The sequence below is a fragment of the Catellatospora sichuanensis genome (assembly GCF_007483665.1).
GTDB lineage: Bacteria > Actinomycetota > Actinomycetes > Mycobacteriales > Micromonosporaceae > Catellatospora > Catellatospora sichuanensis.
Genome location: NZ_ML660187.1, coordinates 16,066 through 40,132 on the forward strand (window position 1 = coordinate 16,066; position 24,067 = coordinate 40,132).

General features: G+C 71.5%; 23 protein-coding genes. 6 read left to right on the forward strand and 17 right to left on the reverse strand.

Going from position 1 to position 24,067, the window contains the following annotated elements; genetic code table 11:
- Positions 1-35: 35 nt before the first annotated feature.
- Both FLL47_RS07325 and FLL47_RS07330 read right to left on the reverse strand, forming a co-directional pair.
- A complete protein-coding gene (locus FLL47_RS07325) occupies positions 36-2,564 on the reverse strand; it encodes an ATP-dependent Clp protease ATP-binding subunit (RefSeq protein ID WP_144119698.1) in 2,529 nt (842 codons plus the stop codon).
- Between the two features lie 410 nt (positions 2,565-2,974).
- The gene (locus tag FLL47_RS07330; RefSeq protein WP_144119699.1) at positions 2,975-3,325 is read right to left on the reverse strand and encodes a histone-like nucleoid-structuring protein Lsr2; all 351 of its coding nucleotides are present in this window, start codon (positions 3,323-3,325) and stop codon (positions 2,975-2,977) included.
- Positions 3,326-3,921: 596 nt separating this feature from the next.
- Here FLL47_RS07330 and FLL47_RS07335 point away from each other — a divergent pair.
- Positions 3,922-4,650 carry a class I SAM-dependent methyltransferase gene (locus FLL47_RS07335; protein ID WP_144119700.1) on the forward strand — a complete coding sequence of 243 codons (729 nt, stop codon included), beginning with the start codon at positions 3,922-3,924 and terminating at the stop codon, positions 4,648-4,650.
- On the opposite strand, the gene FLL47_RS07340 is transcribed toward FLL47_RS07335, so the two are convergent.
- The 11 genes from FLL47_RS07340 to FLL47_RS07390 all read right to left on the reverse strand — a co-directional run bounded on the left by FLL47_RS07340 (position 4,640) and on the right by FLL47_RS07390 (position 15,803).
- The gene (locus FLL47_RS07340) at positions 4,640-5,404 is read right to left on the reverse strand and encodes a type III pantothenate kinase (RefSeq protein ID WP_144119701.1); all 765 of its coding nucleotides are present in this window, start codon (positions 5,402-5,404) and stop codon (positions 4,640-4,642) included. The genes FLL47_RS07335 and FLL47_RS07340 overlap by 11 nt on opposite strands.
- 7 nt (positions 5,405-5,411) lie before the next feature.
- A complete protein-coding gene (gene nadC / locus FLL47_RS07345; protein ID WP_144119702.1) occupies positions 5,412-6,293 on the reverse strand; it encodes a carboxylating nicotinate-nucleotide diphosphorylase in 882 nt (293 codons plus the stop codon).
- Positions 6,290-8,119 carry an L-aspartate oxidase gene (locus FLL47_RS07350; RefSeq protein WP_246157667.1) on the reverse strand — a complete coding sequence of 610 codons (1,830 nt, stop codon included), beginning with the start codon at positions 8,117-8,119 and terminating at the stop codon, positions 6,290-6,292. Before FLL47_RS07350 ends, nadC begins: the two co-directional genes overlap by 4 nt.
- A 110-nt stretch (positions 8,120-8,229) precedes the next feature.
- Positions 8,230-9,114, reverse strand: coding sequence for a septum formation family protein (locus FLL47_RS07355; RefSeq protein ID WP_186315603.1), 885 nt, complete (start codon positions 9,112-9,114; stop codon positions 8,230-8,232).
- Between the two features lie 88 nt (positions 9,115-9,202).
- Positions 9,203-10,102, reverse strand: coding sequence for a septum formation family protein (locus FLL47_RS07360; protein WP_144119705.1), 900 nt, complete (start codon positions 10,100-10,102; stop codon positions 9,203-9,205).
- Between the two features lie 138 nt (positions 10,103-10,240).
- Positions 10,241-11,122: a septum formation family protein gene (locus FLL47_RS07365; protein ID WP_144119706.1), complete on the reverse strand. Its 882-nt coding sequence runs from the start codon at positions 11,120-11,122 to the stop codon at positions 10,241-10,243.
- 108 nt (positions 11,123-11,230) lie between these two features.
- Positions 11,231-12,097 carry a septum formation family protein gene (locus FLL47_RS07370; protein ID WP_144119707.1) on the reverse strand — a complete coding sequence of 289 codons (867 nt, stop codon included), beginning with the start codon at positions 12,095-12,097 and terminating at the stop codon, positions 11,231-11,233.
- A 60-nt stretch (positions 12,098-12,157) separates the two neighbouring features.
- Positions 12,158-12,586, reverse strand: a complete 429-nt coding sequence (gene panD / locus FLL47_RS07375; RefSeq protein ID WP_144119708.1) for an aspartate 1-decarboxylase — start codon at positions 12,584-12,586, stop codon at positions 12,158-12,160.
- Positions 12,586-13,431 (reverse strand): pantoate--beta-alanine ligase, encoded by an 846-nt coding sequence (gene panC, locus FLL47_RS07380; RefSeq protein ID WP_144119709.1) that lies wholly within the window; start codon positions 13,429-13,431, stop codon positions 12,586-12,588. The genes panD and panC overlap by 1 nt, the downstream gene beginning before the upstream one ends.
- Positions 13,428-14,342, reverse strand: a complete 915-nt coding sequence (locus FLL47_RS07385) for a Rossmann-like and DUF2520 domain-containing protein (protein WP_144119710.1) — start codon at positions 14,340-14,342, stop codon at positions 13,428-13,430. The genes panC and FLL47_RS07385 overlap by 4 nt, the downstream gene beginning before the upstream one ends.
- A 177-nt stretch (positions 14,343-14,519) precedes the next feature.
- Entirely contained in the window at positions 14,520-15,803 is a 1,284-nt protein-coding gene (locus FLL47_RS07390) for a phytase (protein ID WP_144119711.1), read from the reverse strand.
- A gap of 76 nt (positions 15,804-15,879) precedes the next feature.
- Between FLL47_RS07390 and FLL47_RS07395 the strand changes: the two genes are divergently transcribed.
- The gene (locus FLL47_RS07395) at positions 15,880-16,884 is read left to right on the forward strand and encodes an SAM-dependent methyltransferase (protein WP_246157641.1); all 1,005 of its coding nucleotides are present in this window, start codon (positions 15,880-15,882) and stop codon (positions 16,882-16,884) included.
- Between the two features lie 107 nt (positions 16,885-16,991).
- Positions 16,992-18,149, forward strand: a complete 1,158-nt coding sequence (locus tag FLL47_RS07400) for an NADH-quinone oxidoreductase subunit D (protein WP_144119713.1) — start codon at positions 16,992-16,994, stop codon at positions 18,147-18,149.
- A gap of 71 nt (positions 18,150-18,220) precedes the next feature.
- Here the strand turns inward: FLL47_RS07400 and FLL47_RS07405 are convergent, their stop codons facing one another.
- From FLL47_RS07405 to folK, 4 genes are all read right to left on the reverse strand, one after another.
- On the reverse strand, positions 18,221-19,504 hold the full coding sequence (locus tag FLL47_RS07405; RefSeq protein WP_144119714.1) for a hypothetical protein: 1,284 nt from the start codon (positions 19,502-19,504) through the stop codon (positions 18,221-18,223).
- Between the two features lie 296 nt (positions 19,505-19,800).
- On the reverse strand, positions 19,801-21,081 hold the full coding sequence (locus FLL47_RS07410; RefSeq protein WP_144119715.1) for an ABC transporter permease: 1,281 nt from the start codon (positions 21,079-21,081) through the stop codon (positions 19,801-19,803).
- Positions 21,082-21,238: 157 nt separating this feature from the next.
- Positions 21,239-21,745 (reverse strand): DUF3180 domain-containing protein, encoded by a 507-nt coding sequence (locus tag FLL47_RS07415; RefSeq protein ID WP_246157642.1) that lies wholly within the window; start codon positions 21,743-21,745, stop codon positions 21,239-21,241.
- Positions 21,746-21,767: 22 nt separating this feature from the next.
- Positions 21,768-22,295 carry a 2-amino-4-hydroxy-6-hydroxymethyldihydropteridine diphosphokinase gene (gene folK, locus FLL47_RS07420; RefSeq protein WP_144119716.1) on the reverse strand — a complete coding sequence of 176 codons (528 nt, stop codon included), beginning with the start codon at positions 22,293-22,295 and terminating at the stop codon, positions 21,768-21,770.
- Positions 22,296-22,328: 33 nt separating this feature from the next.
- Between folK and folP the strand changes: the two genes are divergently transcribed.
- The 3 genes from folP (at position 22,329) to FLL47_RS07435 (ending at position 24,067) form a co-directional block, all read left to right on the forward strand.
- Complete coding sequence (gene folP / locus FLL47_RS07425; RefSeq protein ID WP_246157668.1) at positions 22,329-23,150, forward strand: dihydropteroate synthase; 822 nt, start codon at positions 22,329-22,331, stop codon at positions 23,148-23,150.
- Between the two features lie 2 nt (positions 23,151-23,152).
- Positions 23,153-23,509 (forward strand): dihydroneopterin aldolase, encoded by a 357-nt coding sequence (gene folB, locus FLL47_RS07430; RefSeq protein WP_144119718.1) that lies wholly within the window; start codon positions 23,153-23,155, stop codon positions 23,507-23,509.
- Between the two features lie 234 nt (positions 23,510-23,743).
- On the forward strand, positions 23,744-24,067 hold the full coding sequence (locus FLL47_RS07435) for a hypothetical protein (RefSeq protein WP_144119719.1): 324 nt from the start codon (positions 23,744-23,746) through the stop codon (positions 24,065-24,067).

Genomic DNA, 24,067 nt, shown 5'->3' on the forward strand with positions numbered 1-24,067 from the left:
GCTCACGCGGTGCCCCTTTCGGCTGTGCGTCCTCGTTACGCGGCGGCGTCGCTGCCGACCGGCTCGGCGGGGGCCTCAGGGGCCTCCGGAGCGGCCGCCTTCTGCGATGCCGTGAAGGTCAGCTTCGAGGTCTCGATCTGCTCCGGGTCGCCCTCGCAGTCGACCAGCACGTGCTGGCCGGGCTTGAGCTCCTGGAACAGGATCCGCTCGCTGAGCGTGTCCTCCAGCTCGCGCTGGATGGTCCGGCGCAGCGGCCGGGCACCCAGGACCGGGTCGTAACCCTTCTTCGCCAGGTACTTCTTGGCGGAGTCGGTCAGTTCCAGGCCCATGTCCTTGTTGCGCAGCTGGGTCTCGATCCGCTTGATCATGATGTCCACGATCGAGAGAATCTCCACCTCGCCGAGCTGGTGGAAGACGATGGTGTCGTCGATGCGGTTCAGGAACTCCGGGCGGAAGTGCTGCTTCAGCTCGTCGTTGACCTTCTGCTTCATCCGCTCGTAGTTCGACTCCGCGTCCTCGGACTTCTGGAAGCCCAGCGACACGGCCTTGGCCACGTCGCGGGTGCCCAGGTTGGTGGTCAGGATGATCACCGTGTTCTTGAAGTCCACGATGCGGCCCTGGCCGTCGGTCAGGCGACCGTCCTCCAGGATCTGCAGCAGCGTGTTGAAGACGTCCGGGTGGGCCTTCTCGATCTCGTCGAAGAGGACCACCGAGAACGGCCGGCGGCGCACCTTCTCGGTCAGCTGGCCGCCCTCGTCGTAGCCGACGTATCCGGGCGGGGCGCCGACCAGGCGGGACACCGTGTAGCGGTCGTGGAACTCGGACATGTCCAGCTGGATCAGCGCGTCCTCGCTGCCGAACAGGAACTCGGCGAGCGTCTTGGACAGCTCCGTCTTACCGACACCCGAGGGGCCGGCGAAGATGAACGAGCCGGACGGGCGCTTCGGGTCCTTGAGGCCGGCCCGGGTACGGCGGATCGCCTTGGAGACGGCCTTGACCGCGTCCGACTGGCCGACGACGCGCTTGTGCAGCTCGTCCTCCATGCGCAGCAGGCGGGAGGTCTCCTCCTCGGTCAGCTTGTACACCGGGATGCCGGTCCAGTTGGCCAGCACCTCGGCGATCTGCTCGTCGTCCACCTCGCTGACGACGTCCAGGTCACCGGCCTTCCACTGCTTCTCCCGCTCGCCCTTCTGGCCCAGGAGCTGCTTCTCCTTGTCGCGCAGCTGCGCGGCCCGCTCGAAGTCCTGCGCGTCGATCGCGGACTCCTTGTCGCGGCGCACCTGGGCGATCTTCTCGTCGAAGTCGCGCAGGTCCGGCGGCGCGGTCATGCGGCGGATGCGCATCCGGGCGCCGGCCTCGTCGATCAGGTCGATCGCCTTGTCCGGCAGGAAGCGGTCGGAGATGTACCGGTCGGCCAGGTTGGCCGCCGCGACCAGGGCCGCGTCGGTGATGGTCACCCGGTGGTGCGCCTCGTAGCGGTCACGCAGGCCCTTGAGCATCTCGATGGTGTGCGCCACCGAGGGCTCGCCGACCTGGATCGGCTGGAAGCGCCGCTCCAGCGCCGCGTCCTTCTCCAGGTGCTTGCGGTACTCGTCGAGCGTGGTGGCGCCGATGGTCTGCAGCTCGCCGCGGGCCAGCATCGGCTTGAGGATGCTGGCGGCGTCGATCGCGCCCTCGGCGGCGCCCGCGCCGACCAGGGTGTGGATCTCGTCGATGAACAGGATGATGTCGCCGCGGGTGCGGATCTCCTTGAGCACCTTCTTCAGGCGCTCCTCGAAGTCACCGCGGTAGCGCGAACCGGCCACCAGAGCGCCGAGGTCCAGCGTGTAGAGCTGCTTGTCCTTCAGCGTCTCGGGCACCTCGCCCTTGACGATCTTCTGGGCCAGGCCCTCCACCACGGTGGTCTTGCCGACGCCGGGCTCACCGATCAGCACCGGGTTGTTCTTGGTGCGGCGGGACAGCACCTGCATGACCCGCTCGATCTCCTTCTCCCGGCCGATCACGGGGTCGAGCTTGCCCTCCCGTGCCGACTGGGTCAGGTTGCGACCGAACTGGTCCAGCACGAGGCTGGTGGACGGGGCGGCCTCACCCGTGGCGGCGCCGGCCGCGGCCGGCTCCTTGCCCCCCTGGTAGCCCGAGAGGAGCTGGATGACCTGCTGGCGCACCCGGTTGAGGTCGGCGCCGAGCTTCACCAGCACCTGGGCCGCGACGCCTTCGCCCTCGCGGATCAGACCGAGCAGGATGTGCTCGGTGCCGATGTAGTTGTGGCCGAGCTGCAGCGCTTCGCGCAGGGACAGCTCCAGCACCTTCTTGGCCCGCGGCGTGAACGGGATGTGCCCGCTCGGCGCCTGCTGGCCCTGGCCGATGATCTCCTCTACCTGCTGGCGCACGCCCTCCAGCGAGATGCCGAGACTTTCCAGCGCCTTCGCCGCGACGCCCTCACCCTCGTGGATGAGGCCGAGCAGGATGTGCTCCGTGCCGATGTAGTTGTGGTTGAGCATCCTGGCCTCTTCTTGGGCCAGGACGACCACCCGACGCGCCCGGTCGGTGAACCGCTCGAACATTCCCGCTCCTCACCTACGCCTCAGTTCCTCGAACTCCTGCCGGAGACCGCGGCGGCGAAGCTGTTTCACTCACTCTAACGCCAGACCCCGACCATGTCGGCCCGCCGGAAACGCTCGTCTGGTCACCGTTGGGTAACCATCAGGTCGCTTACCGTCGACTTGAAAGCGGAGGAAACAGGGCAACTGCCCCAGCAAACCGCCGACGTGGCTGGCATCAGAGCCAACCTTGCCTCGCCCGCGGCTGTTCCGCATCCAGGACCGCTACGCGCACAGCGAAATATCTGTGTCCACATCCTGGTCGGCTCGCCCGGCGCGGGGCGGCGGACATGAAAAACGGTACGACGTGAAGGAAGTACACAACCTTCGCGTCGTACCGCCAATCAGGCTAATGCCCCCAAACCCCGCCAATGCTAGCGCAGGCCGGCGGCGTAGTACGCCTCGATCACCTTTGCCGGCACCCGACCGCGGTCGTTGACGTCTTTACCCTGGCCCTTGGCCCACTCGCGCACCCGCTGGTTGAAGGCACGCTGCTCAGCCGCGGTCGGCGCCTTCGCCTTGGGGGCGGCGACAGGTCCACGACGACCGCTCTCCTTGCGCGCGGCGGCCAGGAACGGCGCCAGCGCCAGCGCCAACTTGTCGTGGTTCGCCGGTCCGAGATCGATCTCGTAATTGGCGCCCTCGAATCCAAACCTCACACTGCGGACGTCACCCTCGGAACCATCGAGGTCGTCCGCCAACACCACTATCTCGCGCCTGGCCATACGGTCATCCTTTCTCGCCGCCCCGGATCCTCCCCGCCAGTCAAGGGCGTGCCATGAATTCATAGGGAGAGCGCTCGCCAGGATAGCCACTCATTGACAGCGGATCAATTCCGGCGTGACCCATTATTCGGCATAGCTTCGCCGGGCGCGGCGCAAAGTCGGACAGCCGCGGGGTCGATTATCCTCTGACAAGGGAAAACGGATTCTCAGCGCCATTTGACGAAACGTCGAGGGCACGGTGGATACCGGTTCCTGCGACCCCGACGCACGGCATACCGCCGCAACGGCGTCCTCGCACAGCGCAGTCGCGCGGGCACCCGCCGTCGCCCGGACCCTGCCATTCGCGCTCTGCGACGACGCGATGACCCTGCGCGCCGATCGGTCTTTAGGATCGGCGAATGCGCGGCCGTCGGACGGCCGCGCACCGACGCGATCGATCCACCGCGCGGGTTCGATTAACGGCACCGGGCGGCGGCGTTTCCACCGGGCCCGGACTGAGCCTGTCCGTCGATCGCCGGACTGTGGGCGAATGCGGCCACGGCGGACTGCACTAGGGTGGGCCCGGCGTTATGGCAACACACCCGGGAGGCGCCCGCATGGAACCCATCGAAGAACACCGGCTCTCTTTCGGCGCGGCGGCGCAGACATACCAGCAGTCGCGCCCGAGCTATCCGACCGACGCGCTGACCTGGGCGATCGGCACCGCACCCGGCCGCGTGGTCGACCTGGGCGCGGGCACCGGCCAGCTCACCCGAGTGGCGCTGGCCGCGGGCTTCGAGGTCGTCGCGGTGGAACCCGACCCCGGTATGCGCGCCGCGCTCGACGCGGCGACCCCCGGGACCGTCGCCCTGGCGGGCTCCGCGGAGTCGATCCCGCTGCCCGACGGATATGCCGACGCCGTCGTCGTGGGCACCGCGTACCACTGGTTCGACAAGGAGCGTGCCCACCCGGAGATCATCCGGGTGCTGCGCCCCGGCGGGGTGTTCGCGCCGATGCGCAACGACCGCGACGTGAGCGTCGACTGGGTCCGGCAGCTCGACGTGATCATCAGGTCGGCCCTCTTCCACCGGCCCGAGAACGCCGAGTTCGGCGAGTTGTTCGCCCCATTCGAGCAGGCCGAATTCCGGCACAGCGTCACGCAGACCCCGCAGGGCCTGCTGGACCTCATCGCCACCCGTTCCTGGTATCTCGTCGCGCCCGAGGACGATCGGCAGCGGCTGCGCGAGGCGGTCCTCGAGTTGTGCGCGACCCATCCCGACCTGGCCGGGCGGGAGAGCTTCGCGCTGCCCTACGTCACGAAGGTGCTGCGGGCGGTCAGGCGCTGACGTTGCGCTCGTACACCATGCGCAGGCCGATCAGGGTGATCATCGGCTCGTGATGGGTGATGGTGCGGCACTCGCCCATCACCACCGGCGCGAGGCCGCCCGTGGCGATGACCGCGGTCACCCCGCCCAGCTCCTCGATCATGCGCTCGACGATGCGGTCGACCTGGCCGGCGAAGCCGAAGTACATACCGGCCTGTAGGCACTCGACGGTGTTCTTGCCGATCACCGAGCGGGGCTGGGCCGGCTCCACCTTGCGCAGCTGGGCGGCACGGGCCGCGAGCGCGTCGAAGGAGATCTCGATGCCCGGGGCGAACGCGCCGCCCAGGAACTCGCCCCGGGCGCTGATCACGTCGAAGTTGGTGGTGGTGCCGAAGTCGACCACGATGGCCGGCCCGCCGTAGAGGGTGTGCGCCGCCAGCGTGTTGACCACGCGGTCGGCGCCCACCTCCTTCGGGTTGTCGATGGCCAGCTGCACACCCGTCTTCACGCCCGGCTCCACCACGACCGCGGGCAGCCCGGCGTAGTAGCGGCCAAGCATGGTGCGCAGCGAGCGCAGCGCCGCGGGCACGGTCGAGCAGGCCGCGACTCCGGTGATCTCGACGTTGTCCCCGGCCAGCAGGCCGCGGAACATCAGACCGAGCTCGTCGGCGGTGTTGCGGGCATCCGTCTTCACCCGCCACGAGTGCACGATCTTGTCGCCCTCGAAGGTGGCGAGCACCGTGTTGGTGTTACCGATGTCGATACAGAGCAGCACCCGACGTCTACTTCCGCGCTCGGAGGTCCAAAGCGATGTCCACGATAGGCGACGAGTGGGTCAGCGCCCCCACCGAGAGGTAGTCGACGCCGGTGGCCGCGTACTCGGCGGCGACCTGCAGCGTCAACCCGCCGGTGGCCTCCAGCTCGGCCCGGTCGCCGACGGCCGTCACGACCTCGCGCAGCAGCTGCGGGGACATGTTGTCGCAGAGCAGGAACGTCGCCCCGGCGGTCACCGCCTCCTGCGCCTCGGCCAGCGTGGTCACCTCGACCTGCACCGGCACGTCGGGGAAATTCGCCCGGACCAGGTCGTACGCCGCGGTGATGGAGCCCGCCGCGAGCTTGTGGTTGTCCTTGATCATGGCCACGTCGTACAGGCCCATGCGCTTGTTGGTGCCGCCCGCCGCGCGGACCGCGTACTTCTCCAGCGGCCGCAGGCCGGGGGTGGTCTTGCGGGTGTCCAGCACCAGCGCCTTGGTGCCGGCGAGCTGCTCCACCCAGCGGCGGGTGTGGGTGGCCACGCCGGACATGCGGCAGAGCAGGTTGAGCGCGGTGCGCTCGGCCGACAGCAGGGTGCGGGTCGGCCCGGTGATCGTGGCCAGCACGTCGCCGCGTGCCACCGTGTCACCGTCGTGCGCGTGCACGGTGACCTCGGCGCCCGGCCCGGCCAGCTCGAACACCAGCTCCGCCACGGCCAGCCCGGCGACCACGCCGGCCTCCCGGGCGATCAGGTCCGCGGTGTCGACCTGGGTCTCGGGGATGGTCGCCACGCTGGTCACGTCGAGCCGGTCCGGCCCCAGGTCCTCACGCAGTGCGTTGGCCACGATGCGCTGCACCTCGTCCGGGTCGAGCCCTGCCTTGAGCAGCTGCGCCTGCGTCGTGTCCCTCACGCCATCGCCTCCCACGTCGAATTCGTCGTGCCGTCCGCGGCCAGCCCGGGGAACAGGTGCCCCCGCCAGCCGTCGTCCGCCTCTGCATGATCCTCGCGCCAGTGGCACCCGCGCGTCTCGGCACGCAGGGCAGCCGACGCGACCAGCGCGCTCGCCACGGTGAGCAGGTTCGCGAACTCCCAGCCCGCGGTGCGCCCGGGTAGCGGCGGCGTGCCGACCTCGCGCAGCACCCGGGCCGTCTCGGCCAGCGTCTGCGCACTGCGCAGCACGCCCGCCCCGCGGGTCATCGCCCGCTGCAGCTCGCGTCGCCGCGCGGCCAGGTCCACCGCCGGCACCTCGGCCGCGGCCACGAGGCCCTGCGGCGTCCACGCCAGACCACCGGCCGCCGCGGTTCCGGCGGTGGACGCGGCGTCGCCGGACTGGGCGAGCGGTCCGCCGACCTGCTCGGACACGCCGACCGCGCCGCCCTCGGCGGCAGGGTCCGCAGGCTGGTCCGGCGGGAAGCTCCGGGGCAGGTCCGGGCGGTCGGGGCCGTCGAGCACCGGGTCGGCCTGCGGGGGCAGGTCGCGGGTGATGTCGGCGGCGATGCGGCGGGCGAAGACCAGCCCTTCCAGCAGTGAGTTCGAGGCCAGCCGGTTGGCGCCGTGCACGCCGGTGCAGGCCACTTCGCCGCAGGCGTACAGGCCGGGGATGCTGGTGCGGCCGTCCAGGTCGGTGCGGACCCCGCCGGACGCGTAGTGCGCGGCCGGGGCGACCGGGATCAGGTCCACGGTGGGGTCAACCCCGGCGGCCAGGCAGTACGCCGTGATCGTCGGGAAGCGGTGGGCCAGGTCGGGCACGTGCCGGGCGTCCAGATAGACGTGGTCGGTGCCCGCGGCCAGCATCTGCCGGTGGATGCCCTTGGCGACCACGTCGCGGGGCGCGAGCTCGGCCAGCTCGTGCTGCCCGACCATGAAGCGCTTGCCGTCCCCGTCGACCAGGTACGCGCCCTCGCCCCGCAGCGCCTCGCTGACCAGCGGCTGCTGCGCGGTGCGGTTGTTCGGCAGGTAGAGCGACGTCGGATGGAACTGCACGAACTCGAGGTCGGTGACGTCCGCGCCGGCCCGCAGCGCCAGCGCGACGCCGTCGCCGGTGGACACGATCGGGTTGGTGGTGGCCGCGAAGATCTGGCCGAGGCCGCCGGTGGCCAGCACCACGGCACGGGCCAGCACGGCCCCGACCCCGTCCTCGGTGCCCTCGCCGAGCACGTGCAGGGTCACCCCGCAGGCCCGGCCGCGGGTGTCGCGCAGCAGGTCGAGCACCAGCGCGTGCTCCACCAGGCGGATCCACGGGTCGCGGCGCACCGCGGCGTGCAGCGCCCGCTGCACCTCGGCGCCGGTCGCGTCACCGCCCGCGTGCACGATGCGGTTGGCGTGGTGGCCGCCCTCGCGGGTGAGCATCAGGGAGCCGTCCGGGTGGCGGTCGAACTCCGCGCCCATCTTGATCAGCTCGCGGACCCGGGTGGGGCCTTCGGTGACCAGCACGTCCACCGCGGCCGGGTCGCACAGGCCGACGCCCGCGACCAGCGTGTCGCGGGCGTGGGCGGCGGGGGTGTCCAGCGGGTCGAGCACGGCCGCGATGCCGCCCTGCGCCCAGCGGGTGGAGCCGTCATCAATGTTGACCTTGGTGACCACGGTGACGTGCAGGCCTGCCTCACGCAGGTGCAGCGCCGCGGTCAGGCCGGCGATGCCGGACCCGATCACGACCACGTCGGTCGGTTCGAACCAGCTCGCGGGCCGCGCGGGCAACGCCCGGGGCAACACCGGTAGATCAACCGGGACTGTCAACGCCTTGCGCACCAGCACAGTCAACCGCGCCGAGGCCCGGCGTTCACCCCCGGGCCCACGTGACACCCCTCACCGTCCCCCGGCGCGCGGCCGGGGGACGGCGTGGGACGTCACGCGTAGTTGATCGGCAGACCCTTGGTGCCGGCACCGCGCAGGGACTTGGTGACCTTCTTCTTGCTCAGCCACAGGTGGCAGCGCACACCGTGGTCGCCGGCCTCCCAGTCGGCCTGAGACGGCCAGTTCCAGACCACACCGGTGCGGTAGTTGATGTTGCCGTCGTTGGGCACCTTCACGTAGCTGGCGATGATGCCGCGGCACGCCTTGGCGATCTTGGTGTTCATGCCCTTCAGGCTGCTGAAAGCGGTGCTGCCGGCGTTCCACACGCCCACGAACTCCGCGTTGTGGCCCTTGGTGCAGGAGATCGCCACCAGCTGCGAGCCGTACTGGAAGCAGCCGAACTTCAGGCTGGCGAGCCCGCCCTTGAGCGGGGCGGTACGCGACACCGGGTCGCCGTACTGGCCGTCCAGCGCGGTCAGCTCGCAGCGGTACCAGCGCGCGCCACCGTCCCAGCCGGCCTGCGACGGCAGCGAGACGCCGAACCAGAACGCGCCGTTGCGCCAGTCGCCGCCGACGTAGGTGTTGACCTTCGTGTTGCAGTCCGCCCAGGCGGCGCGCATGTCGGGCGAGCCCTCCGAGGGCGGCGTGGTGCGCGAGGCCGCCTCGCCGGTGAAGTCCGCCACGGCGACCGTCTCGTACGTGTGGCTCTGGTCACATCCGATCGGCTTGTACGACGAGCGGTAGCTGACGTCGCGGAAGGAGTCCGCGCACATGGCCTCGTCCGGCCGCCAGCTCTTGGGCTCGGCCACGGCCGCCCACTGGTTCGTGAGGTCGCCGTCCGCCCCCGGCGGCAGCTGTCCCCCGCAGGCCGACGTGGCCAGCAGGGCTGCCGCGACCAGCACGACCCCTGCGACCCTACGGCCGATCACCTCACGCATCAGTGCCTCCCCAAAGCCTTGCCGAACATGAATGGGGAGCATATTTCATGCCCGCCACCGCATGTCGACGCCCGGTCGGGTCGGCGGATCAGCTCGGGATGCCCTTGCCCGCGGTGCCTTTGGCCGAACCCGTCATCTTCTTCGTCTCCAGCCACAGGTAGCAGCGCACGCCGCGGTCGCCGCCGGCCCAGGTGGCCTTGCTGTACGGCCACGAGATAACGCCGTACTTGCTGGTGGCGCTCACGCTGACCCCGATGAACGCGGCCATCGCCTTGCGGCAGTTGCTGTGGAAGTAGTCCCAGTCCGCCTTGCTGACCGGGTACTTGCGGGTGGCCGCGGCCGTGAACGTGCCGACGTACTCGGCGTTGTGGGACTTGGCGCAGTCGGTCTCCGGCATGGTGTCCACCGAGCCGTTCTTGCCGCTCTCGGCGAAGCAGGTGAGCAGCAGTCCCGGCGGCAGCGCGCCGCGCAGGCTGCCGCTGCGGTGCACCCAGTCGGCCTTGTCGGTGACCGTGGTCAGCTCGTTGAGCTCGCAGCGGTACCACCGGGCGCCGCCCTGCCAGGCCGCGGCCGAGGGCAGCGTCAGGTCGAGGGTCAGGCGGCCGTCGCGCCACTGCCGGCCGACGAACGCGGTGGAGCGCTCGTCGCACTCGGCGAACGCGCCTGCGAGCAGCGCGTCGTCCGCCTCCGGCGGGGCGGCCCGCTCGGCGACGGGGCCGGTCAGCGTGCCGACGTAGACCGTCTCGCCGTAGTGCTCGGACTCGCAGTCGACCGGCCGGTACGCGGTGGCACGGCCGGTCTGCTCGTACGCCTTCTCATGGCAGACCTCGGCGCCGGGGGTGAACATCTGCACCGCGGGCAGGCCTGCCCAGTCGTCGGCGAGCTTGCCGTCCACCCCGGACACCGGTGTGGAACAGCCTGCCAGCGCCAACGGCGCCGCCAGTGCGCAGACGGCCGCACCGGCGGCGATCGACCGCCTCCATGCCATGTGTCGCCCCTCCCACTCGCCAGTGGCTCGTCCCAGAGATCCGCCTGACGGCAGAACTCTGACGACTCCTCGCCGGCGCCAAGTCCGCCGGGAGCCTAACCGACAGAAGGCGACCGCGACAGCGGTGCTGTCGGCCTTCTACCAGCCCGGAACGCCCTTGCCCTTGGTCGCCTTGGCCGACTTCTTCATGGTCTTGCCGTCGTAGAACCAGACCGAGCAGCGGACCACCCGGTCACCGCTCGCCCAGGCCTCCGCGTTGTGCGGGCTGGAGATGACGCCGATCCGGTTCGCGCTGCCCGTGCTGACGCCGATGAACTTCGCGGCCAGCTCCTGGCACTTGTCGTGGATGACGTTCCACTGCCGCTCCGACTTCGGGTAGGCGGTGGTCATGCTCGCCCGGTAGAAGCCCACGAACTCGCTGTTGTGCGCCTTGGTGCAGGGCACCTCGGGCATCTTGACGATCGTGGCGCCCTTGTCCTGGGTGTGCGTGCAGCCGACGACCAGCGCGGCCGGCACGGCACCCTTCAGGCTTCCCTCGCGCTTGACCCAGTTCATCTCGTCGAACACCGAGGAGACCTCGGTGACGTCACACCGGAACCAGCGCGCGCCGCCGTCCCAGGCGGACGGGGTCGGCACGGCGAGCGTCAGCTCGAGCCGTGCCTCACCCCACGGCCGCCCCAGGTAGGTGGCGGACTGCTTGTCGCACTCGGCGAACGCCGCGGCGGTGTCCTTCGGGCCGGGCGCGGCCGTCAGGCCCGGGAACTCGCCGACGTGCACGACCTCGGCGTGGTGCGTCTTCGCGCAGTCCACGACGGAGTCGGTGTACCGGCCGGTGTCCTTGGGCGCCGCGCCCAGGCACACACCCGCCTCGGGCACCCAGCCCTTGACGTCGGCGACCTTCACCCAGTCGTCGGTCAGTTCCGTGTCCACCTCGGCGGGCAGGGCGGTTCCACAACCGGCCAGCGCCAGGTTCGTCAGCAGTGCAGCCAGCATGGTGCCGACCGTCAGGCGTCCCCGCATCGCCCATCCTCCCAGGTCATAGAGCCTGCGCGAGCCTAAGCGACGATGCTCGGAACCGTAACCGCCTAACGGCCGAGAGCGAGATCACATCTGGCTGCGAAACCGCAGCTAGAAGTAGGGAACGCCCTTGCCCTTGGTCCCCTTTGCGGACTTCGTCATGGTCTTGGTCTCGAACCACATGGCGCAACGCACCGCCCGGTCACCCGCCTTCCACCGCTCGTACCCGCGCGGGATGGAGATGAGCCCCAACCGGTCGGCCTGCGCGGTGCTGACGCCCAGGTACTTGCCCACGAGCACCCGGCACTGCTGGTGCAGCACGTCCCACTGGCGCTCCGACGTCGGGTAGGCGGTGCCCTCGGCCGCCCGGTAGAAGCCGACCCACTCGCTGTTGTGCTTCTTCCCGCAGGCCACATCGGTCATGAAGCGCACGTCGTCTTCGCTCATCGCGACGTTGACGCAGCCGAGCACGAGCGCGGCCGGGAAGCCGTCCTTGAGGCTGCCGCTGCGCAGCGTGGGTCCGCCGGTGGTGCCCGCGTCGCCGACCTCGAACAGGTCGCAACGGAACCAGCGCGCGCCGCCCGCCCACACGTGATCCTTGGGGATGGTGAGCTGGAGCTCCAGGCGTCCCTCCCACCACGGCCGGCCGAGGTGCTTCGCCGACGCGGTGTCGCATTCGGCGTACGCGGCGGCAAGCTGGGTCGCGGACGGCAACTTCTCACCTTCGAAGGCGCCCACGTGGACCACCTCGATGAAGTGCTGCTCCGAACACGGGAGTTCGTCGCCAGCGCTCGTGCCGACGCTCTTGCCGAGACACACCCCCGACGGCGGCACCTGCACCTTGACCTCGGCGACCGTCGCCCAGTCGTCGGTGAGGTCCGTATCCACCTCTGCCGGCAGCGCCGCCGCGCAACCGGCCAGTACCACGTTCACCAGCAGTGCGGCCAGCATCGTGCCGGCCTTCAGGCGTCCCCGCATCGCCCGACCTCCCTCGTGTCGAGGGCAGCCTAGGCAATCCGATCAAGGACGTGGATCGGCCTAACGGCTCAGCGTCAGGTCGCCCCGGACGACGCCGCCGACCATGCCCGGGACGGCCTCGGCCGGGTCCGCACCGAGCGAGATGATCCGGTTGTCGGCGTCCACGTGCACCACCCGCGGGCTGTACGAGCGGGCGGTGGCCTCGTCGGCCTGCGCGTACGAGATCAGGATGACCAGGTCGCCGGGCTGGACCAGGTGTGCCGCCGCCCCGTTGATGCCGATCACGCCGGTGCCGCGCTCGCCAGGGATGACGTAGGTCTCCAGCCGTGCCCCGTTGGTGATGTCCACGATCGCGACCTGCTCGCCGGCCAGCAGGTCGGCGGCGTCCATCAGATCCTCGTCGATGGTGACCGAGCCGACGTAGTGCAGGTCGGCCTGGGTCACCGTGGCCCGGTGGATCTTGGACTTGAACATGGTGCGCAGGAACATCAGGCCGACTCTCCCTCGGTCGCGGTCGCCCCGTCGAGGTGGACGGGCAGGTTGTCGATCAGGCGGGTGGTGCCGACCCGGGCCGCGACCAGCAGGCGCGCCTCGCCGGACACCGGGTCCTCACTCAGGTCTGCCCCGCGCAGGGCCAGGTAGTCCACGTCCAGCCCGGCCAGCTCGGCCCGGGCGGCGGCCAGCACCGCCGCGGGCTCCCGCCGGGCGGCGCCCGCCCGCAGCGCCCGGGACAGGGACAGCGCCGTCTCCCGCTCGGCCCCGCTCAGGTATCGGTTGCGGCTGGACAGCGCCAGCCCGTCCGCCTCCCGGACCGTCGGCACGCCGACGATCTCGGCCCCGAGTTCCAGGTCGCGCACCATCAACGTGATCAGCGTGAGCTGCTGGTAGTCCTTCTCCCCGAAGAACGCCAGGTCCGGGCGGGTGAGCCGGAGCAGCTTGCCGACCACGGTCAGCACCCCGGCGAAGTGGCCGGGGCGGACCGCCCCCTCCAGCACCTCGCCCAGCGCGCCCGGGTGCACGGTGACCTCCGGCTGGCCGTGCGGGTACATGACCTCGGGGGTCGGTGCGAAGACCAGGTCCACGCCCTCGGCCTCGCAGACCGCCAGATCGGCGTCGAAGGTGCGCGGGTAGCGGGCCAGGTCCTCGTTCGGGCCGAACTGCAGCGGGTTCACGAAGATCGTGGCCAGCACGAAGTCGGCCTGCTTGCGGGCCTCCCGCAGCAGGGTGGCGTGCCCCTCGTGGAGCGCGCCCATCGTCATCACCACGGCGACGGAGCCGTGCGCGGCGGCACGCGCCCGCGCCAGCTCCTCGCGGGTGCGTACGACGGCGGTCACTTCGCCGCCTCACCGAGCTGACCGGCGTCGGCGGCGGCCGGCTCGGCCAGCACGCCCAGCAGCGGCTCGGCGTCGACCGCACGCAGCCGCCCGTTGGCGATCACGCGGTCGGCGGTGCGCCGGGCCAGCGCGACGTACGCGGGCAGCGAGTCGGGGGCGGTGCGGGCCAGCTCCTGCACGTGCCGGGCGACCGTGCCCGCGTCGCCGCGCGACACCGGTCCGGTGATCGCCGCGTCGCCCATCCGCAGCGCGTTCTCCAGCGCGGCGGTCAGCAGCGGGCCGAGCACCTTCTCCGGGCTCAGCACGCCCGCGTCACGCAGCCGGTCGGCCGCCTCGTTCACGAGGGTGACCAGGTGGTTCGCGCCGTGTGCGAGGCCGGCGTGATACAGCGCGCGGCGGTCCTCGGCGATCCACTCCGGGCTGCCGGCCAGGTCGGCGACGAGCGCCTGGGCCAGCGCGCGCACGGTGTCGTCGGCGGCGGTGATCCCGTACGAGATGCCGGGCAGCCGGGCCAGGTCGGCGGCGGTGCCCGTGAAGGTCATCGCGGGGTGCAGGGCCAGCGGCCGGGCGCCGACCGCGGCGGCCGGCGCCAGCACGGCCAGCCCGTGCGCGCCCGAGGTGTGCGCCACGACCTGCCCGGGCCGCAGCGCGCCGGTGGCGGCCAGGCCGGTCACGACGCCGGCCAGGGCGTCGTCGGGCACCGCGATGATCAGCAGATCGGTCGCGGCGCGGGCCACCTCGTCGGCGGGAAGATTCTGTGCACCCGGGAGCAGGGTGCGGATGCGGTGCTTGGCCGCGGCGGACACGCCGGAAGCGGCGACTACCCGGTGTCCCGCGCCCCGCAGGGCGGCGGCGAGGACCGCGCCGACCCGGCCGGCGCCGATCACACCGATGGTGAGCTCAGCACTCATGATCTGATCCAGTCCTCTTCTTCGGGGTACCGGTCGGGGCAAGTATGACCCCGTGTCCTGATCACTGGACAGAGACTGTGCGAAACCGCACTGCCGCGGAATGTTCACATGAAGACAACGAAAAGCGCCCCCGGGGACATGTCCCGGGGGCGCCTTTCGTGACCGCCGTCTCGCCGCTCAGCGCCCGTTCAAGCTGTGCTGATCCAAGAACCCGGCGTCGAGGAACTTGACGTTGGTCGCGGTGCGCTCGCCGTCCGGGGTCTCGTGGCCGTCGTGCACCACCAGCAGGCCGCCCGGGAAGCCGGGCAGCGGGGTGTTCACCACCGCCGCGCCGTCGCACTCCTGCGAACCGTCGACCCGGCCGTCGACCACCGCGAAGTGCCCCAGCGGCCGCAGCGTCAGCCGGTCGTACGTGTAGAACGTGTCATCGCCCTGCGAGGAGACCAGCAGCGTGCCGCTGAACGGGCCGGTCCTGAAGATCGTCACGCCCTCGACGTCGGCGGCGATGCGCCCGCCCTCGCCCGGGTCGGCCGCCCAGTCGGGCGTGCACTCCTCGGTCTCCGGGTCGTAGACGGCCGGCACTCCGTACTCCCGGGTGCGCTCGACCATGCGCGGCGTATAGCCGAACCGCCCGCCCGCGACGGAGACCCGCCACAGCGCGACGTCCTCCTGCGCGGCGTAGAGCACACCCAGCGCCGGGTCCACGGTCATGCCCTCGACCTGCGGCAGCTCTCCCGGTTCCAGGCACGGCGTCCAGCTGCCGCCGCCGCTCAGCCGGAACGTGTCCGGGAGCACCAGCCTGTCCACGCGCCGGTAACTCACCTTGCCGCCCTCGGCCACCAGCCGGAACATGCCCAGCTCCGGGGTGTGCCGACGGCTCGCCACGGCCAGGAAGTCCCGACCGGAGCGGAACGTCGCCAGCCCGTACGCGGTGGCCTGCTCGTTGACCTCCTCCTGGGTCGCGTTGAAGGCGAACGGCGCGTCCGGCGCGGTCACGTCGGTCAGCACGCCGTCGTCGATGCGGTAGAAACGCAGCTTGTCGCGGCCGCGGTCGGTGACCACGGCCAGGTCCACGAGTCGCCCGCGCAGCGGGAAGCCGCTCACCAGGTCGACGTTGTTGAAGCGGCCCGGCTCGTCGCCCGGACCCGGGGCTTCCGGCGTGGCGAACGACTGTGTCTGGCGTCCCCGCAGGTCGTAGACGCGCAGGCCGCCGTTCTTCGCGGTCACGATGACCCGGGTGCGGAACCTGTCCCGCTCGTTCACCCAGATCGCCGGGTCGTCCGCGTTCGCGTCGCCGCCCGCCTCGTCGTCGTACAGCGCGGGGGTCTCGAACTTCGCGGTGACGGTGCGCAGCTCGGGCGGGCCGCCGATGGTCGCGGGCCCGGACTCGGCCGAAGCCACGCCGGGCAGAGCGGTCGCCGCCAGGGTGCCCGCCGCCAGGCAGGTGAGAATACGTCGCATGGCCCGGACCGTAGATTCGGCGGGGCAACCCACGGCGAACGGAGAGTGAACAGCACCGATGCGCTGGCGGGACGCGATGCGAACTGCGCTGTACGGGCCGGACGGGTTCTTCGTCCGCGAGCGGCCCGCCGACCACTTCCGGACCAGCGCCCAGTCGCCCCACTTCGCCCGGGCGATCGCGACGCTTGTCGCCGACGTCGACCGGGCGCTCGGCCACCCCGAGGTGTTCGACCTGGTGGACGTGGGTGCGGGACGCGGCGAGCTGCTGCACGGCGTGCTCGCTGCACTGCCCGCTCCGCTGCGCGCCCGGGTCCGGCCGGTGGCCGTGGAGGTCTCCGACCGCGACGGCGGCAGCGGCCTCGCGCCGGGCATCGGGCTTGCCCCGGACGCCGGCGTCCCGTCGCTTCCTGGTGCGACGGAGTCACCCCTCGCTTCGGGTACCGGCTTGGCGTGGCGCACCGAGCTGCCTCGCGGACTGAACGGGCTGCTGCTGGCCACCGAGTGGCTCGACAACGTGCCGCTGGACCTCGCCCGAGACGGGTCTTACCTGGATAAGGACCTGAACCAGTGCGGCTCCCTGAACGCAGCCGACGCCGCGTGGGTCGAGCGGTGGTGGCCCGCAGGGCCGGACGACATCGTGGAGGTCGGGCGCAGCCGGGACGAGGCCTGGGCCGACGCGGTCGGCGCGCTGGACGCTGGGCTGGCGCTCGCGGTCGACTACGGGCACCGGCGCGACCGCCGGCCGGTCCTGCCGACGGTGACCGGCTTCCGGGACGGGCGCGAGGTGCCGCCCGCCTTCGACGGCAGCACCGACATCACCTGCCACGTCGCCGTCGACTCCCTCCCCACGGCCACGGCGGACTGGCTGCTGCTGGACCAGCGCAGCGCGCTGCATCACCTCGGCGTCACCGCGCAGCGGCCGCCGCTGGCCCTGGCCTCTACCGATCCGGTCGGCTACGTGCGGGCACTCGCCGAGGCGAGCGAGATCGGGGAGCTGACCGCCACGGGCGGGCTCGGCGCGCACTGGTGGCTGGCGCAGTGGGTGAACCTCGACGCCAGGAAGCTCTCCCTCCTGCGTTAAGAAGGTGCCCTTCCTATACGAATACCGTGCAGAATTTCCGCTCGTCTCGCTGACGCGAGCCGACGAAGGTGCCCTTCCTTTCTTGGGCCTGGCTTACGATGGCGCGCATGGTGGAGACGGGTTCGACCCGGGAGTTGACGGTCGGCGCGGGCGCGGGCGCCCAGCAGCTGGGCACCGACATGGTGCTGAACATCGGCCCTCAGCACCCGTCCACACACGGCGTGCTGCGGCTCAAGCTGGTGCTCGACGGCGAGAAGGTGCTCTCCGCCGAGCCGATCATCGGATACATGCACCGCGGCGCGGAGAAGCTGTTCGAGGTGCGCGACTACCGGCAGATCCTGGTGCTGGCCAACCGGCACGACTGGCTGAGCGCGTTCAGCAACGAGCTGGGCGCGGCCATGGCCGTCGAGCGGCTGATGGGGCTGGAGGTGCCGGAGCGGGCGGTCTGGCTGCGCATGGCGATGGCCGAGCTGAACCGGGTGCTCAACCACCTGATGTTCCTCGGCTCTTACCCGCTGGAGATCGGCGCGATCACGCCCGTGTTCTACGCGTTCCGCGAGCGCGAGGTGCTGCAGGCCGTCATGGAGGAGGCCACCGGGGGCCGCATGCACTACATGTTCAACCGGATCGGCGGGCTGAAGGAGGAGGTCCCGGCGGGCTGGACCCGGCGCGCCCGGGAGGCCGTCGACCTGGTCGCCTCGCGGATGCCGATGCTGGACGACCTCATCCGGCGCAACGACATCTTCCTGGCCCGCACCGTCGGCGTGGGCGTGCTCACCGCCGCGCAGGCCGCCGCGTACGGCGCCTCGGGGCCCGTCGCGCGGGCCAGCGGCCTGGACTTCGACCTGCGCCGCGACGAGCCCTACCTGGCCTACGGCGAGCTGGACGTCCCGGTGGTCACCCGCACCACGGGCGACTGCCACGCCCGCTTCGAGGTGCTGCTCGACCAGGTGTACGTGTCGCTGGACCTGGTCCGGCAGTGCCTGGACCGGGTCGACCGGATCGGCGGGCCGGTCAACGTGCGGCTGCCCAAGGTGGTCAAGGCCCCGGAGGGGCACACCTACGCGTGGACCGAGAACCCGCTCGGCGTCAACGGCTACTACCTGGTGTCGAAGGGCGACAAGACGCCGTGGCGGATGAAGCTGCGCACGGCGTCGTACGCCAACGTGCAGGCGCTGTCCACGCTGCTGCCCGGCACCCTGGTGCCGGACCTGATCGCCATCCTGGGCTCGATGTTCTTCGTCGTCGGCGACATCGACAAGTAGCGCCGAAGCCGCTGATTCCAAGAGAACGCGCCCTCCCGGAGTTCCGGAAGGGCGCGTCCTCGCTGTCGTGGTCAGCGGTACCGGCGGTCGTAGTCCCGGTCCCGATCACGGTCCCGGTCGCGGTCCCGCTCACGCACGTCCTCGTAGTCGGACCAGCGGTCCTCGCGGTCCGTACCGGTCAGCGCGCGGGGCTCGCGGCGCTCCTGGTCGCGGTACGGAAAACCGCCCCGGCCCTCGTCGGCCCGGTCGTCGTCGAACCCGCCGCGATCCTCGCGCCGCACCGCGGCCCAGCGGTCCTCGATCCGCAGCTCGGTGCCGGAGCTGTCGCTGTGCAGTGCCGCCCGGCGCTCCCCCATCCGCACCTCGCGGCCGCGGTCGTCGTCGCGCACGGTCGTCCAGCGGTCACCGGCGGCGCGCACGGCCGGCCGGTCCTCGTCGTCGCGGTCGGACCAGCGGCCCTCGATCGCGTCGACGGGACGGTCGGACCAGCGGTCGTCGCCACGGTCACGGCGTGACGGCCGGCTCTCCCCGCCCGAGACCGGCTCGTTGGCGTCGCGGCGGCGCTCCAGCTGCTCGCGCAGCCGCTGCTCGGTCCACGACTCCTCGTGCCGGTCCCGCTCGCGGGCGCGTTCGGCGCGCGGGCGCTGCACCTCGATGCGCGGGCTCTCGGCCCGGTGGCCGTACTCCCCGGCGTCGCGGCTGCGGTCGAACCCGCCGGCTGCCGCGCCGCTTACCGGGCTGCCGTAGATCGCCGCGCCGCGCGGGGCGTCCTCGCCGTGCGGGTCGACGATGGTGTGCCGTGTCGTCACCTGCACGGTCTCCGTGTGCCGCACCACGCCGGGCGGTATGCCCGCGCGGCCCGAGCTCGGGCCCGGCTGGTGCGGGGCGGGCGCGGGAGCGCCGGCCCGGGCGACGGGCGCGGGCACGGCCTGGGCCGCGGCCCGCACGGCCTCGGCGCGGACGTGTTCGAGCTGCGCGCGGGTGGCGTCCAGCTCGTGCCGGGTGGCCTCGAGCTGGTCGACCAGGTACTGGAACTTCTCCCCGAAGGCGCGGTGCGTGGCGTGGGCCGCGGTCGAGATGTCGTCGCGGACGTCGGCCCGGACGGTGTCGATCTCATCGAGGATCATGTCTTCGAGTTCGAGCCGAACGGTCTCGGTGTCGCGACGGAGAGTGATCGACAGGCCGATCAGGATGACCGACAGGATGACCACGCCCACCGCGGCCCGCAGCGCGGTGCCGCCATCGGCCATGAACAGGAAAATCGCAGCCAGTGGGGCCAGCCCGACGCCGCCCCAGAACAACACCGGGAGCAGGCGCGCGTGCCGCTGATCATCGCGAGTGTCCGAGTCCGGCATGTTGCTAGAGGCTACCGACAGTTGCTTGCGAGGGGAATGCTCCACGGCCTTGAAATGCGAGAACATTCCGCGCGTAGATCGTCGCCGACCCGTCCTGAACAGTTGCGCCACCCAGCGCGGCTTCTGCGGACCCACTCGCGGCGCGCGACGCGCCGGTAATCGCCGAACCTTCGTCACGAACGGTTCAACGAGCGCCCGCCCGTTTCGCCCGACTCTAAAGCAGGATGGCATGAATTACCGGAGCCCCGGCCGCGCCGCGGGTGCGGCACAGCCGGGGCTCCGGTCATCGTTTCAGGTCACCGCAGGGAGGACCAGCGGTCCTCGTCGCCCCACTGGTCGGCGCGGGCGGGAGCGGGCTGCGCAGGCAGGTTGGCCCACGTGTCGCCGCTGCCCGTGGACCACGAGGTGCCGGGCACGCCCACGTCGGACCAGTCGTCAGGGGCGTCGTCGTCCAGCGGCAGCGGCCGCCCGAACGTCTCCACCAGCCTGGTGACCACCAGACCGAGCGCGAGTGCTCCGGCGGCCAGCGCGTACAGCGAGATGTGCCACTGGGCCGCGTCGGCGTACCAGACGATCAGGGCGAGCAGCGTGACGCCGAGCAGCGTGCCGAACACGCCGCCGCGGCGGCCGTACGCGCTCACCCCGCCGATCAGGGCCGCGCCCAGCGCGAGGCCGGTCAGCTCGAAGCCTTCGGTGGGCGCGACGACCTGCTCGGTGGCCCCGTTGAGCGCGGCCATCACCACGCCCGCCACCGCCGCCAGCGCCATCGAGCCGGTCAGTGCGAGCACGGCGACGACGCCGCCGAGGCCGCCCCGCCGCCGGGCCGGGTCGGTCACCGGCCGGAACCGGCCGACGCCGCGCCGGATGGACCGGATCGCACCGAGCAGGCCGGCCACGATGGTCAGCGCGGCGAAGCCGCCGTACAGGTAGAGCGCGTGCCCGGTGGGGTCGTACTCGCCGCTCACGGTCAGCGGGGCCGGGTGTTTCTGGATCCAGACGATCGCGACCAGCGCCGCCGCCAGGCTGCCCGCCCAGCCGGGCACATGGAAGCCCACCACGAGGACGGCCACGACCAGGCCCAGCCCGGCCGCGAAGGCGACGGCCATGCCGGCGGTGGGCACCACGCCCTGGGAGCCGTGCTCGGCGTAGTACAGCGCGGCGGCTGCGGCGACCGGGCCGAGGGCCAGGTTGACCGCACCGGCACGCAGCGTCGTCGAGGCACCGAGGCCGAGCAGGCCCAGCACCGAGCCGAAGACCAGCAGCTCCTTGAAGTTCGCGCCGGTGATCGTGTCCCGGTGACCGCTGTGCAGCAGGAAAGCGATCGCGACCACGCCGAGCAGCAGCACGCCCTCCCACGCGAAGTGCACGCCGAGCCGGTCGCGGCCGACCTCGCCGTGCGCGGGGTCGTCGAAGACGTCGTCCAGGTTGGCCGCGGGCGTCGCCCGTGGCCGGTACTGCATGCCGGCGACGACGCTGTGTGCGCCGCCTTCGGTTCTGAGATCGGACTCCTCACGGAAGCCCTCGCCGCGGTACCGTCGCTGCCCTGTCGCGTCGGTCGCTTCGCTGTCGTAGGCCATGACTCGCGCCTCCCGAGTCGGCTGCCGGTCGCGGGGTACGACACGGCATACCCGAGGCACCGTACCGGCTGAAACGTGAATGCAACAGGGTCTACCGGCGACAACATCCCGCGGTCGACAGGTACCCGATAGTGGTCGCCGCCGATCCGTTCGGCTGCTACTGGACGTCCGGCTTGTCGTCCTCGGGGCGCGGCGGCACCCGGCAGGCCCGCTCCAGCCAGAGCCCGGCCGCGACCAGCGCCAGCGAGCAGACGAGTGAGGTGATCGCCGCGGGCAGGTCGCGGGCGGCCGCGGCGAGCCGCTGCCCGTCGACGAGCAGCCACAGGGTCAGCCCGGCGGAGAAGCCGGCGAAGATCGCCCCGGCCAGCGAGGACGCCTTGGCGAGCACCGCGTACCGGGCGACGGCCAGCGGCTCGACCCGGGGCCGTCCCGGCTTGTGCTCGATGCGCGCCCGGGTCTGCTGCGCCAGCGCGAACTCCACCATCGCGAGCGCGAGCAGGGTGAACGCGGGCAGCCACGGCAGCGTCGGCATGCTGCCGTACCAGGTGCTGATGATGAGCCAGGCGACCGCGGCCGAACCGAGGCCCGCGACGATCAGGGTGGCCGGGTTGGTGGGTTGCAGCCGTGGCTCCGGCGTCGGCGGCTGGCTCAAAGCGGTCCACACCCCTCACTCGTCAGAATGAGGGTCACTCTACTTCGAGCCGCACCTGGGGCAGCGCCGTCATCGCGGCCACCTCGGTCGCCATCGGCTCGGCCAGCACGAGGTCGTTCACCCAGCCGTGCCCGGGCAGCTGGGCGTACGGCTGCACCTCCAGCCACGGGCGCAGCACGAAGGCGCGCTGGTGGGCGTGCGGGTGCGGCAGGGTCAGCTCGGGGGTGTCCCGCAGGATCGGCTCCCCGTCCTCGGCGAACGCCGCGACCAGGTCGACGTCGAGCGTGCGCGGGCTGTACCGGCGCGCCTGGTGGCGCACCCGCCCGGCCTCGTGCTCGATGCCCTGCGCGGTGAGCAGCCACTGCTCCACCGATTGCGGGCCGCGCACGAGCAGGGCGGCGTTGTAGTACGCCGGCTGCTCGGTGTCGCCCCACGGCGGCGTCTCGTAGACGCCGCTCACCGCCAGCAGCTCGCCTTCCTCGGCGAGCCGGCGCACCGCGAAGCGCAGATGGTCGGCGCGGTCGCCGAGGTTGCTGCCTATCGAGAAGACCACCGAAGTCACGACCGATATTCTCGCAGCGTGGCAGCCGACCTGATGCGCGCGACGCCGCCGGTGGTGATGGGGGTTCTCAACGTGACCCCGGATTCCTTCTCCGACGGCGGCCTCTACGACGACCTCGACGCCGCCGTGCGGCACGGGGTGCAGCTGCACGGCCAGGGCGCGCACCTGGTGGACGTGGGCGGCGAATCGACCCGGCCGGGCGCGTCACGCGTCGACGCGGACACCGAGATCAAGCGGGTGGTGCCGGTGATCGCGGCGCTGTCCGCGGCCGGTGTGCCGACCAGTGTGGACACCACCCGGGCCGCGGTCGCCGCGGCCGCGGTGCAGGCCGGGGCCGCCGCCGTCAACGACGTCTCCGGCGGGCTGGCCGACCCGGACATGCGCCGCGTCGTCGCCGACGCCGGGTGCCCGTACGTCGTCATGCACTGGCGCGGGCACTCCGCCGACATGCAGGCGCTGGCCACCTACCGCGACGTGGTGACCGAGGTGCGCGACGAGCTGTCGCGCCGCGTCGACGAGGCACTGCGCCTGGGTATCGCGGCCGACCGGCTGATCGTCGACCCGGGGCTGGGCTTCGCCAAGGCCCCCGAGCACAACTGGGCGCTGACCCGGCACCTGGACCGCATCATCGACCTGGGCCTGCCCGTGCTGTTCGGGGCCAGCCGCAAGTCCTACCTGGGCCTGCTGCTCGACGGCCGGCCCGCCGCGGACCGCGACGCCGCCACCACCGCGACCAGCGTGCTGGCCGCCGCGGCCGGTGCCTGGGGGGTACGCGTGCACGACGTGCGCTCGACCGTCGACGCCCTCGCGGTGTGGCGGGCCACCGGCAGCCCCCGGCTGCGCTACGAAGGCTGACCATGGACCTCATCACGCTCACCGGCCTGCGGGTACGCGGCAACCACGGCGTCTTCGACTTCGAGCGGCGCGACGGTCAGGACTTCGTGGTCGACGTGGCGCTCGGGCTGGACCTGGGCCCGGCCGCGGACAGCGACGACGTCGCCGACACCGTGCACTACGGCGAGCTGGCCTCACGACTGGCCGAGATCGTGGCCGGGCCGCCGGTCAACCTCATCGAGACACTGGCGCGGCGGCTCGTCGATGCCTGCCTCGCCGATCCCCGCGTCGCGCGGGCCACGGTGACCGTCCACAAGCCACAGGCGCCGATCCCGCTGACCTTCAGCGACGTCAGTGTGACGATGACCGGCACAAGGTGACGGCCGGACATCCGACACCCGCCACCACCTGCACGGCTTGTCGCGCCGGTGGGTGCACCGTACGCTCTGCTATGGATCGAACACCGGTCCTACACAACCGCAAAACCCCGGCGCTCCACTACGAACTGTGATCGACACAAAGCAGGGTGTCATCGGCCGCATCCCACCGCTGAGGACCCCCATCGGTAAGGCTTAAGCAATTGCAGCGCCGGTCGCGCACCGGGGAGGTACCGAATGATCGCCATGGAACTGGTCCAGGCGGCGTGGAACCATGCCACGCCGGCCTTCGGCATGCTCGCCGACGAGATCCTGGCGGCGCCCGGGGATCCCGCGGGCGGCGGCATCGCGACCAACGACATCCTCACCTTCTTCGCCACGAAGATCTCTCCGATCCTGCTGGCCATCCTCGGCGTCATCTTCATCGGCCGGGCCAGCAAGGGCGAGGTCTCGAAGGTGCTGACCAGCTCCGCGATCGCCATCATCGGCGTCGCCTTCATCGTCGGCGCGGGGGCGCTGCTGCTCGTCGGCGAGAACCTCATCGACATCATGTTCGAGTAG